The organism is Microbacterium hydrothermale, from assembly GCF_004854025.1.
Lineage (GTDB): Bacteria > Actinomycetota > Actinomycetes > Actinomycetales > Microbacteriaceae > Microbacterium > Microbacterium hydrothermale.
This window is the reverse complement of sequence record NZ_STGM01000001.1, coordinates 678,996-694,880: the sequence shown is the minus strand read 5'-3', so window position 1 is coordinate 694,880 and position 15,885 is coordinate 678,996. Positions and strand designations below refer to the sequence as shown.

17 protein-coding genes are annotated in these 15,885 nt (G+C 71.5%); 8 read left to right on the top strand and 9 right to left on the bottom strand.

Annotation, left to right across the window (positions count from 1 at the left end; genetic code table 11):
- Positions 1 to 37 precede the first annotated feature (37 nt).
- Positions 38 to 748, top strand: a complete 711-nt coding sequence (fabG, locus tag FB047_RS03355) for a 3-oxoacyl-ACP reductase FabG (protein ID WP_136585778.1) — start codon at positions 38 to 40, stop codon at positions 746 to 748.
- Positions 749 to 1,029: 281 nt separating this feature from the next.
- Here the strand turns inward: fabG and FB047_RS03350 are convergent, their stop codons facing one another.
- Positions 1,030 to 1,707, bottom strand: a complete 678-nt coding sequence (locus FB047_RS03350; RefSeq protein WP_136585777.1) for an alpha/beta fold hydrolase — start codon at positions 1,705 to 1,707, stop codon at positions 1,030 to 1,032.
- A 207-nt stretch (positions 1,708 to 1,914) separates the two neighbouring features.
- Entirely contained in the window at positions 1,915 to 2,556 is a 642-nt protein-coding gene (gene serB / locus FB047_RS03345; RefSeq protein ID WP_136585776.1) for a phosphoserine phosphatase SerB, read from the bottom strand.
- Positions 2,557 to 2,767: 211 nt separating this feature from the next.
- On the opposite strand from serB, the gene FB047_RS03340 reads away from it, so the two are divergent.
- Positions 2,768 to 3,241 (top strand): S-ribosylhomocysteine lyase, encoded by a 474-nt coding sequence (locus tag FB047_RS03340; RefSeq protein WP_136585775.1) that lies wholly within the window; start codon positions 2,768 to 2,770, stop codon positions 3,239 to 3,241.
- Positions 3,242 to 3,308: 67 nt separating this feature from the next.
- On the opposite strand, the gene glgC is transcribed toward FB047_RS03340, so the two are convergent.
- On the bottom strand, positions 3,309 to 4,553 hold the full coding sequence (glgC, locus tag FB047_RS03335; RefSeq protein WP_136585774.1) for a glucose-1-phosphate adenylyltransferase: 1,245 nt from the start codon (positions 4,551 to 4,553) through the stop codon (positions 3,309 to 3,311).
- A gap of 76 nt (positions 4,554 to 4,629) precedes the next feature.
- On the opposite strand from glgC, the gene glgA reads away from it, so the two are divergent.
- The 3 genes from glgA to FB047_RS03315 all read left to right on the top strand — a co-directional run bounded on the left by glgA (position 4,630) and on the right by FB047_RS03315 (position 7,272).
- On the top strand, positions 4,630 to 5,826 hold the full coding sequence (glgA, locus tag FB047_RS03330) for a glycogen synthase (protein ID WP_136585773.1): 1,197 nt from the start codon (positions 4,630 to 4,632) through the stop codon (positions 5,824 to 5,826).
- A 161-nt stretch (positions 5,827 to 5,987) separates the two neighbouring features.
- Complete coding sequence (locus FB047_RS03325; RefSeq protein ID WP_136585772.1) at positions 5,988 to 6,770, top strand: ABC transporter ATP-binding protein; 783 nt, start codon at positions 5,988 to 5,990, stop codon at positions 6,768 to 6,770.
- A 250-nt stretch (positions 6,771 to 7,020) separates the two neighbouring features.
- Positions 7,021 to 7,272, top strand: coding sequence for a type B 50S ribosomal protein L31 (locus FB047_RS03315; RefSeq protein WP_055837630.1), 252 nt, complete (start codon positions 7,021 to 7,023; stop codon positions 7,270 to 7,272).
- Positions 7,273 to 7,356: 84 nt separating this feature from the next.
- Here the strand turns inward: FB047_RS03315 and FB047_RS03310 are convergent, their stop codons facing one another.
- Positions 7,357 to 7,806, bottom strand: coding sequence for an Lrp/AsnC family transcriptional regulator (locus tag FB047_RS03310; protein ID WP_136585771.1), 450 nt, complete (start codon positions 7,804 to 7,806; stop codon positions 7,357 to 7,359).
- Positions 7,807 to 7,928: 122 nt separating this feature from the next.
- Here FB047_RS03310 and FB047_RS03305 point away from each other — a divergent pair, with 122 nt between their 5' ends.
- The gene (locus tag FB047_RS03305) at positions 7,929 to 8,558 is read left to right on the top strand and encodes an RBBP9/YdeN family alpha/beta hydrolase (RefSeq protein WP_136585770.1); all 630 of its coding nucleotides are present in this window, start codon (positions 7,929 to 7,931) and stop codon (positions 8,556 to 8,558) included.
- On the opposite strand, the gene FB047_RS03300 is transcribed toward FB047_RS03305, so the two are convergent.
- From FB047_RS03300 to FB047_RS03290, 3 genes are all read right to left on the bottom strand, one after another.
- A complete protein-coding gene (locus FB047_RS03300) occupies positions 8,492 to 9,307 on the bottom strand; it encodes a carbon-nitrogen hydrolase family protein (RefSeq protein WP_136585769.1) in 816 nt (271 codons plus the stop codon). The two genes, FB047_RS03305 and FB047_RS03300, sit on opposite strands and share 67 nt — an antisense overlap.
- A gap of 221 nt (positions 9,308 to 9,528) precedes the next feature.
- Entirely contained in the window at positions 9,529 to 11,103 is a 1,575-nt protein-coding gene (locus FB047_RS03295) for an HNH endonuclease signature motif containing protein (protein WP_136585768.1), read from the bottom strand.
- A 242-nt stretch (positions 11,104 to 11,345) separates the two neighbouring features.
- Positions 11,346 to 12,080, bottom strand: a complete 735-nt coding sequence (locus FB047_RS03290; protein WP_205822613.1) for an exonuclease domain-containing protein — start codon at positions 12,078 to 12,080, stop codon at positions 11,346 to 11,348.
- A gap of 236 nt (positions 12,081 to 12,316) precedes the next feature.
- Between FB047_RS03290 and FB047_RS03285 the strand changes: the two genes are divergently transcribed.
- On the top strand, positions 12,317 to 13,195 hold the full coding sequence (locus tag FB047_RS03285) for an alpha/beta fold hydrolase (protein WP_136585766.1): 879 nt from the start codon (positions 12,317 to 12,319) through the stop codon (positions 13,193 to 13,195).
- Positions 13,196 to 13,563: 368 nt separating this feature from the next.
- Here FB047_RS03285 and FB047_RS03280 read toward each other — a convergent pair whose 3' ends face one another.
- Positions 13,564 to 14,121, bottom strand: coding sequence for a CGNR zinc finger domain-containing protein (locus FB047_RS03280; protein ID WP_136585765.1), 558 nt, complete (start codon positions 14,119 to 14,121; stop codon positions 13,564 to 13,566).
- 71 nt (positions 14,122 to 14,192) lie between these two features.
- On the opposite strand from FB047_RS03280, the gene FB047_RS03275 reads away from it, so the two are divergent.
- The gene (locus FB047_RS03275; RefSeq protein WP_136585764.1) at positions 14,193 to 15,185 is read left to right on the top strand and encodes an EamA family transporter; all 993 of its coding nucleotides are present in this window, start codon (positions 14,193 to 14,195) and stop codon (positions 15,183 to 15,185) included.
- Positions 15,186 to 15,339: 154 nt separating this feature from the next.
- Here FB047_RS03275 and FB047_RS03270 read toward each other — a convergent pair whose 3' ends face one another.
- Positions 15,340 to 15,813, bottom strand: coding sequence for an Lrp/AsnC family transcriptional regulator (locus FB047_RS03270; protein WP_136585763.1), 474 nt, complete (start codon positions 15,811 to 15,813; stop codon positions 15,340 to 15,342).
- Positions 15,814 to 15,885: the final 72 nt, after the last annotated feature.

Below are 15,885 nucleotides of genomic sequence, written 5' to 3'. Positions count from 1 at the left end.
GGGGCGATTCCGTCCCTCGCATCTCAGGAGTTCCGCCATGTCCCAGGACCGCGTCGTCGTCGTCACCGGAGGAAACCGGGGCATCGGCCGTGCCATCGCCGAGCGTTTCGTGGCGGAGGGATGGAAGGTCGCCGTCACCGCCCGCTCGGGTGAGGGCCCCGAGGGCACGCTCACGGTGCGCGCCGACGTGACCGACGCCGCCGCCGTCGACGCGGCGTTCTCGCAGGTCGAGGCGGAGCTCGGTCCGATCGCCGTCGTCGTCGCGAACGCCGGGGTGACCAAAGACACCCTCCTCCTGCGCATGAGCGAGGACGACTTCGACAGCGTGGTCAGCACGAACCTCGGCGGGGCGTTCCGCGTCGTCAAGCGCGCGTCGAAGGGGATGCTGAAGGCCCGCTGGGGCCGCGTCATCCTGATCTCCAGCGTCGTGGGACTCTACGGTTCGGCGGGGCAGATCAACTACGCCGCGTCCAAGAGCGCGCTCGTCGGCTTCGCGCGTTCGCTCACCCGCGAGCTGGGCGGTCGGGGGATCACCGCGAACGTCGTCGCTCCCGGGTTCATCGAGACCGACATGACGGCCGAGCTGCCCGCTGACACGCAGGCGGAATACAAGAAGAACATCCCCGCGGGCCGGTTCGCCTCGTCCGACGAGGTCGCGGGAGTCGTCACCTGGCTCGCCGGTGACGACGCCGCATATATCTCCGGCGCGGTGATCCCCGTCGACGGCGGTCTCGGGATGGGGCACTGACGGGCGGACAGCACGTCCCGGCGGGGTGATTCCCGTGGGCGGTGGTCTCGGGATGGGGCACTGACGGCGAGGCCAGCACGTCTCGGTGTGGTGATTCCCGTGGGCGGCGGCCTCGGCGTGGGGCACTGACGGCGAGGCCAGCACGTCTCGGTGTGGTGATTCCCGTGGGCGGCGGCCTCGGCGTGGGGTACTGACGGCGAGGCCAGCACGTCTAGGCGCGGGGAGCGCTTGCCCGTACAGCGAGTCGCGTCTTGCTCAGACACCCCGCTCCGCCCCTCCCGTCACCTCACGGACGCAGTGAGCCTCTCCGCGAAGCGCTCCGGCTGGGAGAACTGCGGCCAATGGCCGGAGTCGAGGTGCACCACCTCGACGTCGGCGAGACGTTCGAACTCCCGCGCGAAGGCCTCCCACTCGGCGAGCATGCGCGGCAGCGTCTCGGCGTCGAGGCGACCGGACAGGATCGTGACGGGGATGTCGTAGCGCCGATCGTCGGTCAGGGTGATCGGCGAGCTCGGGACGCGTCCGGGTACGTCGACCACCTGCGCGGCGGTGCGGCGACGGGTGGCGTCGTCGATGTCGGAGACGTCGTCGTCGTCGAAGAAGTCCCACCCGGGGAAGTGCACGACGCCGTCGTCGACGGGGAACTCCGAGATCATCGCGCCGGGCGGGGGCACCGCGGTGTCGACGAGCACGACGCGCCGGACGCGCTCGGGGCGGCGATCGGCGGCTCCCCAGACGACGTTGCCGCCGCCGGAATGGCCGACGAGCACCACCGGGGCGTCGAGGCGGTCGATCTCGGCGACGACCGCGTCGACCCAGTCGTCGACGACGAGGTCGCCCGCGGCCGGACCGGGGAGGGTGAGGGGATGCGGGCGGTGGCCCGCGGCGCGCAGGGCCGGGAGTGCGGCATCCCAAGAGGAGGCGTCGAGCCAGAGACCGGGTACGAGGATCACGTCCATGACCGCAGCGTAGAACGCCCCTCCGACATCGTCGAGAGGGCTCCCTGTCGCGCGGGATCGGCGTCGCGGCACGCCGCCGCGCCCGGTGCCGCGCCACGCGATCGCGCCCGGCGTCGCGCCCCGCTCACCGTCGCGCCCGGCGTCGCGCCCCGCTCACCGTCCCGCTTGGCGCCCCGCCACGTCGCCGCCCCCGGCGCCCCGACGAACTCAGCGCGGCAGCAGCGCCACGACCTGTGCCAGGTCGACGTCCCCCACCACGAGATCGGCCTGCCGGCGCACCGCGGGCTTGGCGTTGAACGCGATCCCGAGTCCGGCGACCTTCATCATCTCGAGGTCGTTCGCGCCGTCGCCGATCGCGAAGGTGAGGTACAGGGGAACGCCGAACTCGTCGGCCCACCGGCGCAGCGTGTCGGCCTTGGCCGCGGCATCCACGATCTCGCCGTCGACCTCTCCGGTGAGCGCGCCGTCGCGGACGGCGAGGCGGTTCGCGCGCCAGACGTCGACGCCGAGCGCGGGGGCGACGGTGTCGAGCACCTCGTGGAAGCCGCCCGAGACCACGCCGACCGCGCCGCCGCGCTCGTGCACCGCGGCGACCAGTTCGTCGACGCCCGGGGTCGGTTCGATCCGGGCGATCGCGCGGGCGAAGGCGTCGGTGGAAACCCCGGTGAGGGCGGCGACGCGGGAGCGCAGGCTCGTCGCGAAGTCGACCTCGCCGCGCATGGCCGCCTCGGTGGCGGCGGCCACCTCGGCGCCGCGGCCGGCCTCGTCGGCGAGGAGTTCGATGACCTCGTTGCGGATTAGGGTCGAATCGGCGTCGAGGACGACGAGGAAGCGAGCGGTGTCAGGCACGCGCTCGACCCTAGCGCCTGGCATCCGGGCCCCGCGTCGCCCCGACCGGAGCTCGCGCGAACAGCTCACCGCCGCGCGTGACGGCACTCACGCCATACGCCCACGCCGAGCGCCGCGCGCGGCGGCGTCGCACGGCGTCACGATCGGCGCCCGGGGGCGGGGCCGCCCGTAGGCTGGGAGTTTCCGCCGCCTCCTGAGAAGGGACCCTCCCATGGCCGACGTCGAAAGCTTCACCCTCGACCACACCGCCGTCCTGGCGCCGTACGTCCGCCTGATCGGCACCGAGTCCGGTCCCCGCGGCGACGTGATCTCCAACTTCGACCTGCGGTTGGTGCAGCCCAACGAGCAGGAGATCCCGACCGGCGGCCTCCACACCATCGAGCACCTGCTCGCGAGTCTCGTGCGCGACCGCATCGACGGTCTCATCGACATCTCGCCGTTCGGATGCCGCACCGGCTTCCACGTGATCATGTGGGGCGAGCCCGACGTTGAGGCGCTCGTCACAGCGATCTCCGATTCGCTGCGCGCGATCGCCGAGGACGTCACCTGGGACGACGTGCCCGGCACCGACGCGTTCAGCTGCGGGAACTACCGCGACCACAGCCTGCACAGCGCGCGCGAGTGGTCGAAGGCCGTGCTCGAGAAGGGCATCTCGCGCGACGCGTTCGCGCGCGTCGGCGTCTGATCCCGGATGCCGAACGGGGCGGTGACCATGTCGGTCACCGCCCCGTGGCGTCGGCGGAATCGTCCGTTCAGGCGTGGACGTGCACGTCTTTGCCGACGACGGTGATGCCCGTCTCGGTGACGGTGAATCCGCGCGCGAGGTCGCGTTCGCGGTCGACGCCGATGGTCGCTCCCGGCTCGAGGACGACGTTCTTGTCGAGGATCGCGCGGTGGATGCGCGCTCCCGCACCGACCTGCACGCTGTCGAAGAGCACCGAATCGGTGATCGTCGACCCGCCCCCGGCGAGGGCCCACGGGCCGACGACGCTGCGTTCGAGGTGGGTTCCCGACAGCACCGAGCCGAGCGACACGATCGAGTCGATCGCGTTGCCGATGCGGCCGACCGAGTCGCGCACGAACTTCGCCGGCGGGGCGTTGAACGTCTGCGAGTAGATCGGCCAGTCGTTGTTGTAGAGGTTGAACACGGGCAGGGTCGAGATCAGGTCCATGTGCGCGTCGTAGAACGACTCGATCGTGCCCACGTCGCGCCAGTACGACTGGTCGCGGGGCGTCGAGCCCGGCACGTCGTTGCGGTTGAAGTCGTAGACGGCCGCTTCTCCGCGGTTGACGAAGTACGGCACGATGTCGCCGCCCATGTCGTGCGCCGAGGTGGGCAGTTCGCCGTCGTGGGTGACGGCGTCGACCAGCGCGTCGGCGTCGAAGATGTAGTTGCCCATCGACGCCAGCACCTCGTGCGGGGCGTCGGCGAGACCGGTGGGGTTCTGCGGCTTCTCGAGGAACTCGCGGATCTTCGTCGGGTCGCTCGGGTCGGTGTCGATGACGCCGAACTGGTTCGCGAGCGAGATCGGCTGACGGATGCCGGCGACCGTGGCCCGCGCGTCGGAGGCGATGTGGGCGTCGAGCATCTGCTTGAAGTCCATGCGGTACACGTGGTCGGCACCGATGACGACGACGATGTCGGGCTTCTCGTCGCGGATCAGGTTCATCGACTGCAGGATCGCGTCGGCCGAGCCGGAGAACCAGCGCTTGCCGAGACGCTGCTGGGCGGGGACGGATGCCACGTACGCGCCGAGCATGGGCGACATGCGCCACGTCTGCGAGATGTGGCGGTCGAGGCTGTGCGACTTGTACTGCGTCAGCACGACGAGCTGGCGCAGGCCCGAATTGATGAGATTCGAGATCGCGAAGTCGATGAGGCGGTACTGGCCGCCGAAGGGGACGGCGGGTTTGGCGCGATCCGCCGTCAGGGGCATGAGTCGCTTTCCCTCGCCGCCGGCGAGGATGATTCCGAAGACCTTCGGCGCTGCAGGCATGGCACCACCCTAGGGGTCCGAGGGGGATGCGGAAACACGTCGTCGGCGCGCCCTTCGCTGTACTACCGTTCGTCTCATGCGCGTCGACATCGTGACCAAGGAGTACCCGCCGGAGATCTACGGGGGAGCCGGAGTCCACGCCACCGAACTCGTCAAGGCGCTGCGGGCCGAGGGCACCGAGGTGCAGGTGCGCGCGTTCGGTGCGCAGCGCGACGAGGCGGACACCACGTCGTACGGCGTGCCCGTCGAACTGGGCTCCGCCAACGGTGCGATCCAGACGCTCGGCACCGACCTCGAGATCGTCTCCGACGTCGCGGGCGCCGACGTCGTGCACTCCCACACCTGGTACGCGAACTTCGCCGGGCACCTGGCATCCCTCCTCCACGGCATCCCGCACATCGTCACCGCGCACAGCCTGGAGCCGCTGCGGCCCTGGAAGGCCGAGCAGCTCGGCGGCGGCTACGCGGTGTCGAGCTTCATCGAGAAGACGGCCTACGAGGGAGCCGCGGCCGTCGTCGCGGTGAGCGAGGGCATGCGTCAGGACATCCTGCGCAGCTACCCGTCGCTGGATCCCGCGAAGGTGCGCGTGATCTACAACGGCATCGACACCGGGTCGTGGCATCCGGTGTCGGATGAAGCGTTCCTGCGCGCGCAGGGCATCGATCCCGCGCGGCCGTCGGTCGTGTTCGTCGGACGCATCACGCGGCAGAAGGGGCTGCCGTACCTGCTGCGCGCGGCGGAGCAGCTGCCGCCCGAGGTGCAGCTGATCCTGTGCGCCGGTGCGCCCGACACGCCCCAGATCATGGCGGAGGTGCAGGAGCTCGTGCGGGGGCTCCAGGCCACCCGGGACGGCGTCGTGTGGATCGAGCGACTGCTTCCGCGCGACGAGCTGTGCGCGATCCTGACCGCCGCGACGACGTTCGTGTGCCCCTCGGTGTACGAGCCTCTCGGGATCGTGAACCTCGAGGCGATGGCCTGTGGCGCGGCGGTCGTCGGCACCGCGACCGGGGGCATCCCCGAGGTCGTCGTCGACGGCGTGACGGGGCGGCTCGTGCCGATCGAGCAGGTGCAGGACGGCACCGGGACGCCCGTGGATCCCGACCGTTTCGTCGACGATCTCGCCCGCGTGCTCACGGAGGTCGTGACGGATGCCGAGACGGCTCGCGCGTACGGCGAGGCCGGGCGTCAGCGCGCCGTCGACGCGTTCAGCTGGAGCGCGATCGCGCAGGAGACGTCGGCGCTGTACGCCGAGGTCGCGGGGGCGGCGCGGTAGCAGCTCCGGGCGGGCGGCGCGGGTTTCGCGTCGAGGTCGCGGGGACGCCGGTATCGCGGCCCGTGGAGACTTCGCGCCGAGAGAGCAGGAACGCCGCGACAGCCCTGGGGGCGGGCCGTGTGGCATCCGGGTCGAACCGCCGCGCCCGTTAGGCTAGCCACATGCCTCAGGTGCTCGAGTTCTCCGACGTCGTCGTCCGCCGGAACGCGCGGGACATCGTGTCCCACCTCGACTGGACGGTGTCGGACGACGAGCGGTGGGTGGTGCTCGGCCCGAACGGTGCCGGCAAGACCACCGTGCTGCAGCTCGCCGACACCCTGCTGCACCCCACGTCCGGGGCGGTGACGATCCTCGGCGAGCGGCTGGGACGCACGGACGTGTTCGAACTGCGTCCGCGCATCGGGTTCGCGTCGTCGGCGATGGCTCGTCGTGTGCCGCCGGAGGAGACCGTGCTCGACGTCGTCCTGACGGCCGCCTACTCGGTGGTCGGGCGCTGGCGCGAGGACTACGACGACATCGACGAGCGCCGCGCGCTGCGGGTGCTGGCCGAGTGGAAGCTCGACCACCTCGCCGACCGCACGTTCGGCACGCTCAGCGACGGCGAGCAGAAGCGGGTGCAGATCGCCCGCGCCGTGATGACCGACCCCGAGCTGCTGCTCCTCGACGAGCCGACGGCGAGCCTCGACCTCGGAGCCCGCGAGGAGCTGTTGTCGCTGCTGTCGGGTTACGCGCAGGCGCCGACGACCCCCGCGATGGTGATGGTGACGCACCACGTCGAGGAGATCCCCGTCGGGTTCACGCACGTGCTGCTGCTGCGGGACGGCGAGGTCGTGGCATCCGGACCCCTGAGCGAGGCGCTCACGGCCGAGAACCTCTCGGCCACCTTCGGGCTCGACATCACCCTCACGCAGGAGGCGGGGCGGTACGCCGCTCGCGCGGTCTGAGCCGAGGGGGCGGGTTGTTCCGCCCACGTCGGGTCGGGGGTGAGCCGTTCGGGGTGACGCCTCGAGGTTTGGCTCTGGCTCTGGCTCTGGCTCTGGCTTCGGCTTCGGCTTCGGCTTCGGCTTCGGCTTCGGCTTCGGCTTCGGCTTCGGCTTCGGCTCGAGCCTGGTAGACTCTTCCGTTGGTGCCTCCGGCGCCGCAGACTTTGACGTCCTGGCAGAATCCAGGGCACCACTTCTCAAAGGACCTCCCATGCAGACTGACATCCACCCCACGTACAAGGCCGTCGTGTTCCGCGACCTCGGTTCGGGCGACACCTTCCTCACCCGTTCGACCGTCTCGAGCGACAAGACGATCGAGCTCGACGGCGTGGAGTACCCCGTCATCGACGTGGAGATCTCGTCCGCCTCGCACCCCTTCTACACGGGTAAGCAGCGCATCATGGACTCGGCCGGCCGCGTCGAGAAGTTCAACCAGCGCTTCAAGAACTTCGGCGGTCGTTGATCCGCAGCGGTTCCGCTTCGAGAGCCCCTCGCCCTTCGGGACGGGGGGCTCTCGTCTTTTCGTCGAGGATGCGAAGCCTGCCGATCACGCGCTCCGCGGAGGCAGCAGCGGCTTCGGCGGGTAGGTACTGAGGACGAGGGACGTCGTCACGGGGCCGAAGCGTGCCAGGGTATCGACCACCCTCTCCAGCTGCGCGGCGTCGGGGCAATTGACGTCGAAAAGGAGACAGTCCTCCCCGGTGACCCGGACCATCGACGTGACCTCCGGCAGGCGCTCGGCGAGCTCGCGGGCGGGGCCGAGCTGGGCGTGGGTGGTGCGCAGTCTGATGACGGCGTGGATGACGAGCCCCACGGCGGCGGGATCGATGACCGCGCGGTATCCGGCGATCACACCCGCGCGTTCGAGCCGCAGGATGCGGGCGCTCGCGGCAGGTTGCGAGAGTCCGACCCGCCGCCCCACCTCGGCCCCGGTCAGCCGACCGTCATCCTGCAGCAGTTCGAGGATGCGGCGATCGATCGCGTCGAGTGATTCCATCGTGTTCGGCTCCGATCACTTGTACATCGCTTGCGCTCGATGCATCTGGCGAGTGCATCCTCCATTCTCTCGGGAGGGATGCCGCGATTTCGCGCGGTGCACAAGTGAGGGGGTGGTCATCGATGGTCGCATTGGTCATCGTTCCCGGCATCGGGGGCTCGGGGGAGCAGCACTGGCAGACCTGGTGGGAGAGGCGAGGGGATGCCGAGGCCGTGCGGATGGCGCCCCGCTCATGGGATGAGCCCGAGCTCGAGGATTGGGTGGATGCCGTGGATCGAGCTGTCACCCGTCTTGCGGCGTCGGACGATGAGGTCATCCTGGTGGCGCACAGCCTCGGCTGCTGGGCGGCGGCCGAGTGGGAGGCGCGGCCCGCCCGTGCGGCGGTGGCGGGGATGCTGCTCGTTGCACCTCCGGACCCCGCCGGCGAGGCCTTCCCGCGCGCGGCTGCGTCGAGCTTCGTCGGCGTCGAGGTGCGACCGCTTTCGTGCCGGAGCGTGGTCGTCGCCAGTTCCGACGATCCGTACTGCCCGATCGAGGTGGCCGAACGGTTCGCTTCCGGATGGGGAAGCGCCTTCCGTGACGCCGGCGGGTTCGGGCACCTCAACACCGCGAGTGGCCTGGGCGAGTGGGAGTGGGGGAAGGCGGTTCTCGCGGACCTCGTTCGGACTTCGGGGGCGTGTACCGGTCAGCGCGCGGCGCCCGGCGTCTCGAGTGACCCGAGGCGCCGGTGGGGGCCGAGCCCGTCGCGGTGATCGGCCCACATCCGTTGCTGCTCGCGCGTCTCGGCGATGACCCCCGCGTCCAGGTCGGCGAAGGCCAGGTGTTCGCCTTCGCCGACGGCGGCGATGCGTCGGCCGACGGGATCGAAGACGGCTGAACCGCCGATGAACGCGTGGGGCGCGCCGATGAGGCCGCTGAACGCGACGTACATGCCGTTGTCGAGAGCGCGAGCGGCGTAGTGGAGGTCTCGACGGTGTCCGCCCCCGGGGAAGTACGCGCCGCTGTTGAGGTAGACGTCCGCCCCGGCTCCGACCGCGGCGGCCGCGTGCTCGGGGAAGTTCGCGTCGTAGCAGACGGAGAGCGCGAAGCGGAGGCCGTCGAGGACGAACGATGCGCCGTGGTCGCCGGGGGTGAAGAGGGTGCGCTCGCTGTCATGAAGGTGTTGCTTGTCGTAGGCGGCGAGCGGTTCGCGGCCGGGGGCGAAGATCACGTCGCTGAGGAAACGGCATCCCGCCCGCTGCATGGCGGTGTTGACGACGGCGGTGACACCGGTGCGGTCGACGGCATCCTGCACGGCGGTCCACCACCCGCCGGGGGTGAGCGCGGGTAGTGGCTCGGCGAAAGCACGCTCGTCATACCCCGTGACGGCGGCCTCGGGGAAGAGGACGAGAGAGGCTCCCCCCGCCGCGGCGTCGTCGACGAGGCGCGCGATGAGCGCGGCATTCGCATCGACGTCGCCCGGGACGGCCTCCATCTGCACGGTCGCGATGCGGCAGGTCACGGGTTCAGTTTGGCATCCGCGGCGAGGGGCGGGAGGCGAGGCTTCGCCGCGGCTCGCGGCTCGCGGCTCGCGGCTCGTGGCTCGTGGCTCGTGAGTCGTGGCTCGTGGGTCGCGGGCAGCGGCTCGTGGGCAGCGGCTCGTGGCTCGGGGGCAGCGCTGCGGCGGGTGGGGCGTTGCGGGTGGTCGGGTTGCGTTGCGAGCGGTGGGGCACCGCCGCGCGATCAGAACGGGGGCGGATCGGTGTCGTAGGTGCTCCCGAGCGGAGACGTCCATCGCACGTCGCCGGTCACGGGGTCGACCGCGGGGGTCCACCCGGTCTCGTGTCGGAGGCGGTGGTGATGTCGGCACTCCGGCGCGAGGTTGTCGGCGTTCGTGGCGCCGCCGTCGGCCCAGGCGGTGAGGTGGTCGAGGTCGCAGTCGCGGGCGACGCGGTTGCAACCGGGGAAGATGCAGGTGGGCGAGGTGACGCCGAGCCAGCGGCGCAGGGCGGCAGGAACGCGGTAGGTCTGGCGATCCAGGACGAGCGGGGCGCCCGTCACGGGGTGGGTGAGCAAGCGGATCCAGGACCTGGCCTCACCGGCGAGGCGGCGCGCGGTGTCGAGGTCGATCGGGCCGTAACCCTCGAGCGTCGCGGGGTCGTGCCCAGCGCCGAGCAGTGTGAGCACCGGGATGGTGACGACGACCGTGGGAGCGGAGGGGCTCGTGCGCGCTGCCGCGGGCGCGGGCTCGTCGCGGCGGGCGGCCTCGCGCGGTTGCGCGGGGGGTGATGACGGATCGCCCGCGGACTCCCCGCGGGAGGCGGGAGTGGGAGGGACATCGGTCATCGCCGCGCCGGGGGCGGGAGCGGTCGCCAGGTCGGCGAGCACGTCCGCGCGGAGCTGCGCAAGGGTTCGCTCTTCGTCGGGTGCGGCGCGCAGGTGTCGAGCGGCACGATCGAGGCGAGCCAGGATGCTGCGCGCTCTCTCGGCCGGCAGGAGGGCGTTGAGCGACGCCATCCCATCGAGTTCGGGCGTCATCCACACTCCGCGATCACGCGCGGCGCGGCGGTGGCGTGCGTCGATCGACTCGGCGTGGACGCGCTCGCGGAGCGCACGCGCGGCGATGGCGAACTTCGTGGGTGTCAGGGTGGTCGCCGTATCGGTGACGCCGTCGTCGAACGCGCTCCAAGCCGTGTCGTCGTGTGGCAGCGTGGTCGCGAGCCGAGCCACCTCGACGGCATGGCGATCGGACGTGTTCCCGTTGGCGAACTCGGCCCACAGGCGCGGGCAGCGCTCCTGCAACACCTCGGCATGCGCAGCGCGCGTGCGGATCGTCTGCTCCGAGAGGCGCAGACGCACCGCCATTTCGGCAGCCGCAGCGCGCTGGGCGAGATCGATGCGGTCACGTCGTACCGCACCGAGGGTGCGGCCCCGCGAATCGTCCCACGCGGGGTCGAGGGTCGGGTCGGGGCCTACCCACGGCGTCGGATCGGCGGCGGCGTCGCGCAGCACGGTCGCGATGAGGCGGCCCTCTTCGGCCGCGAGGCGTCGCCGCTCGGCGGCGATCAGCTCGAGATGACCGAGAACCGCGTCGAGATCGGATACCGAGACGGACGCGCCGTCGAACGGGGTGCCCGGATCGTCGGCGAAGTGCTCGGCGGCGGCGAATGGGTCGTCGGCGTGGCCCGCGGCGCCGAGATCGAGCAGCCGCGCCCACGCCGCTTCGTCGTCGAGCTCTTCATCAGCCGGCCACGGGACCCCGTCGCACGCCCGCACCGCCGGTGACGGCCGGTCAGTGAGAGGGGCGGCAGCGTCCATGTCGAAACGGTATCCGGGACCTCCGACATCGGCGGGGCGGGGCGGCATGACGGGGGACTCCCGATCGGATCGCCGATGTGCGCGACGTATCGATCGGCGACGGGGGACGCCTCGGCGGGATGGCCGACGTGCAGGCGATCACGCTCGCTGAGAAGCCTCGAAACACCGATGGTGGCGGCTCGTGACGACCGTGCGCGTGCGTCCTCCCTGATCGACCGCGGTCGACGATCCTGCTCCGTCTCTCAGCGGATCGGCCACGCTCCGTCGAGCGGGGGTGCCGCGGCATCCAACCGCCCGATCTTCACGAAGTACTCGGTCAGGCTCGCGGCCTGCGCCCGGGCCCACGCGATCTGGCGCGTGTGCAGTTCGTCGAGGGTCGGTGGCATCCAGGGTCCGAACTTCTCGGCGAGGGCCAGGGCCAGACGTCCCGCGGCGACCGCGTCGGCGGAGGCTTCGTGAGCGGCGTCGAGGGGCACGGCGTAATGCTCGGCCACCACCGACAGCGTGCGCTTGCCGCGACGGTAGCGGTCGAAGGTCTTGTCGACCACGAGGGGATCGATCACCGGCGACGGGGCGTGGATGGGCGCCACCCCGTGCCGCACGGCCTCGTTCTTGAGCATCGAGAAGTCGAAGGGCGCGTTGTACGCCACGACCGGGATGCCGGCGGCGAAGAGCGCCGAGAGAGCCTCGACGACCTCGGCCACCACGCGGGGAGCCGGCGCGCCGTCGGCACGGGCGCGCTCGGTGGAGATGCCGTGGATCGCCGCGGCGCCGGCGGGGATCTCGACTCCGGGGTCGGCCAACCAGTCGCGCGCGTCGACGACGTGGCCGTCGGCGTCGAGCACTCCCACGTGCGCCGTCACGATGCGATCGTTCTCGACGTCGACACCCGTCGTCTCGAGATCGAAGACGCCGATCAGGCGCGCCCACTCGGGCGTCTGGAAGAGGGGGAGCGGCTCGGCCTGCCACGTGGTCATGCGCCCCACGGTAGAACGGGCGTCCGACATCGCCGACCAGGCGCGCAGAGACGGGGGTGCACGGCCGGCTCGGGCGGCCAACCCCGGGCGGTCGGCCTGGGTGACCAACTCCGGCGGCCAACGCCGGCGGCAACCCCGGGCGGCCAACCCGGTGGCCGGACCGGGCGATACGGACCAGGGGGCCGCCCCGGCGGCGAGGAGCCGGCGATGTCGGAGCCCACTCGTAGACTCGACCCATGCCCAACCCCTACGCCGAGCGCCTCGCCGAGATCGCCGTCGCGCGCCGCGAGATCGACGTCCTGGGCGGCACCACGGCCTACTGGGTCTACGGAGACGACGACGCCGCGACGACGATCGTCGCCGTGCACGGGTTCCGCGGCGAGCATCACGGGCTCGATCCCGTGGTGGCCTACCTCCCCGGCATCCGGGTCGTCTCTCCCGATCTTCCGGGCTTCGGCGAGACGGCGCCGCTGCCCGGTCGGCGCCACGACCTCGACACCTACGCCGCCTGGTTGCGCGACTTCGTCGACGCCGTCGCCCCGGGTGCGGTCGTGCTCGGGCACTCGTTCGGCTCGATCGTGTCGTCCGCGGCGGTCGCGGCGGGGCTCGAGACGCCGAGGCTCATCCTCGTCAATCCCATCGGCGCCCCCGCGCTGGAGGGGCCGCGTGGTGTGCTGACCCGGCTCGCGGTGTTCTACTACCTGGCCGGGGCGAGACTGCCGCGCCCGATCGGCGAGGCCCTGCTGCGCAACGGGCTGATCGTGCGCGTCATGAGCAACGCGATGGCCAAGACGCGCGACCCCGACCTGCGCCGCTTCGTGCACGAGCAGCACGACGAGTACTTTTCGCGCTTCGCCGACCGCGACGTGCTGCACGAGGCGTTCGTCACGAGCGTGTCGCACGACGTCCGCGAATCCGCCCCGCATATCGCTCAGCCGACGCTGCTCATCGCCGCCGAGAAGGACGACATCACGCCGATCGAGGCCGAGCGGCACCTCGCGACACTGTTCCCGGATGCCGCGCTGGTCGAGATCCCCGACGTCGGACACCTCATCCACTACGAGACGCCCGAGGCGGCGGCATCCGCGATCAGGGAGTTCCTCGACGCGGGCTGAGGGAGGGCCCGAGCCCGGTGACTCGGAGGACGAGGCAGGACGCTGCCCGGCGGGGCGGCGCCCGGGGGCGGCGGGGCGGCGCCCGGCCGTGAGGCAGGACTGCGCCCGGCGGTGAGTCGGGACGATGCCCGGTGGTGGGCGACCGCGCCCGGCCCGTGAGGCAGGACGGCGTCCGGGGGTGCGCTGGGACGCTGCCCGGCGGTGAGGCGGGACGCCGCCCGGCAGCCGTGACAGCGCCTCGGGGCCAGGCAGGACAGATCCCGCGGGCGATGCAGGACGCCGCCCGGCAGCCGTGACAGCGCCTCGGGGCTAGGCAGGACAGATCCCGCGGGCGATGCGGGACCCCACCCGGCAGCCGTGGTCGCGCTCTACGCCGTCTCGGCCTTCCGCTTGCGATAAGCGATGACGTTCATGCGGTTGCCGCAGTTGCCGGAGTCGCAGTACCGCTTCGAGCCGTTCTTCGAGAAGTCGACGTAGACGCCGTCGCAGTCGTCGGCCTCGCACACGCGCACCCGGCCGTACTCGTCGGCGCGGATGACGTCGACGAACGCCATCGCCGTCTCCACGAGCATGCGCTGGGCGAGGTGGTCCGACGCCTCGGACGCGTGGATGTGCCAGTCGAACTCGTCGTGCCGCACGAGCTGGGGGAGGGCGCGTCCGTCGCGCAGCATCGCGTTGACGAGGGGGACCGCCTCGTCGCGATCGACGCTCCACAGCTCCTGGATCCGGCGCCGGATGCCGCGCACGGCGGCCAGTTCGCGGTCGTCGCGCGAGCGCGAGCCGGTGTAGGTGTGGCGTTCGGCGAAGTCGTCGAGCTCCGCCATCGTCGTGAGGGTGTCGACCCCGCTCACCTCGGTGTGGGGCAGGGTGTTGACCAGTTCGACGGTCGCTCGCAGCACCAGTTCGGTGTCACGGATGAAGACCATGTTGACTCCTGACATTCTCAGGTCGTACTGTCACGAGTGTAATCACTCTTGACCCCTGACAGCAGGCCCGCATGACCACGTCGTCCGTCACCCTTCCCCGTCCCACGCACCGCGGCTCCGGAGCCGTCACGGGACTCCTCATCGCCGTCGCCTCGGCGCTGGCCTTCTCCTCCAGCGGCCCGTTCGTGAAACCCCTCCTCGACGGGGGCTGGTCGCTCGGCGCCGTGCTCCTCGTGCGCATGGGGGTCGCGGCGCTGCTGCTCTCGCCCGCGCTCATCGCGGCGATCCGACGCCAGCGCGGATTCCTGCGGCGACACGGCCTCCTCATCGCGGCGTTCGGACTCACCGCGGTCGCCGGATGCCAGCTGTTCTACTTCGCCGCGATGCAGCGGATGCCGGTCGCGGTCGCCCTCCTGATCCAGTACATCGCGCCCGTGCTCATCGTGATCGCCGTGTGGGTGCGCACGCGCCGCGCGCCGTCGAAGGCCGTGCTCATCGGATCGGTCGTCGCGATGACCGGGCTCGTGCTCGTCGTCGACATCAGCGGAGCGCGCTTCGACCTGCTCGGGACGCTGTTCGCCCTGTGCGCCGCCGTCTGCGCCGCCGCGTACTTCGTCATCGCCGGGCGCGCGGGCGACGACCTACCGCCCCTCGCCCTAGCCGCCGGAGGGCTGGTCGTCGGCACGCTGCTGATGGGCGCCCTCGTGGGCGTGGGTGTGCTGCCGTTCGCCGCGCCCTCGATCACGGTGTCGCTCGCGGGGCTGCAGGTTCCCGGCATCCTGCCTCTGCTCTGGGTGGGCGCGGTCGCCACGACCCTCGGATACGCGCTGGGAGTCATCGCCGTGCCGCTCATCGGCTCGCGTCTGGCGTCGTTCGTCGGGCTCAGCGAGGTGCTGTTCGCCCTCGGTTTCGCCTGGCTGCTGCTGGGCGAGACGCCGGCGCCGATCCAGTTCGTCGGCGGGGCGCTGATCCTCGTCGGGGTGGTGCTGGTGCGCCTGGATGCCGGGAGCCCGGCCGAACCGAAGACCGAGACCGCGAGCATCCCGGTGGTGCCGGCGCCCTAGGGGAACTCGGCGTCCGATCGCGGGGACGGGGCCGGGGCCGGCTCGGGGCCCGGGCGGATGCGAGCAGGCGGGTTCGGGGCTCGGGGCTCGGGGCCCAGGGCTCGGGGCTCGGGGCCGGGATGCGGGACGGGGTTCCGCGACCGGCTCGCGCCCGCTAGATCTCCTCGCGGGCCAGCTGCATCAGCGGACCCACCCGGTAGCCGATGACCTCGCCCATCACGAGAGACGTCTCGGTGCGCTCCACGCCCTCGATCGCGAGGATGCGGGCGTCGGTGTCGAACAGGTGCTGCGTGTCGCGGCACGCGACCCGCACGAGCAGGTCGACCTGACCGCTCAGGCCGTGCGCCTGCAGCACCTCGGGGACCTTCGCGAGCTCCTCGCGGATCGCGGGCAGCTCGGCCTGACGCACCGTCACCTGCAGGAACGCCTCGATCGGGAAACCGAGGGCCTCGGCCGACAGCGTGCGCTCGAACGAGAGGAAGACGCCCCCGCGTTCGAGGCGGCTCATGCGCGCCTGAACGGTGTTGCGCGAGAGGCCGAGCTTCTCGGCGAGCGCGACGACGGTGGCGCGCGGATCGGCGGACAGGGCGCGGAGGAGGTCGAGGTCGACCGCGTCGAGCTTGCTCATGCTGCGAAACATTAGCAGTGCCTCTGTGCCGCGCAACGTGCACTGTGCTCAATATGACGGCGAGGTCTTGAG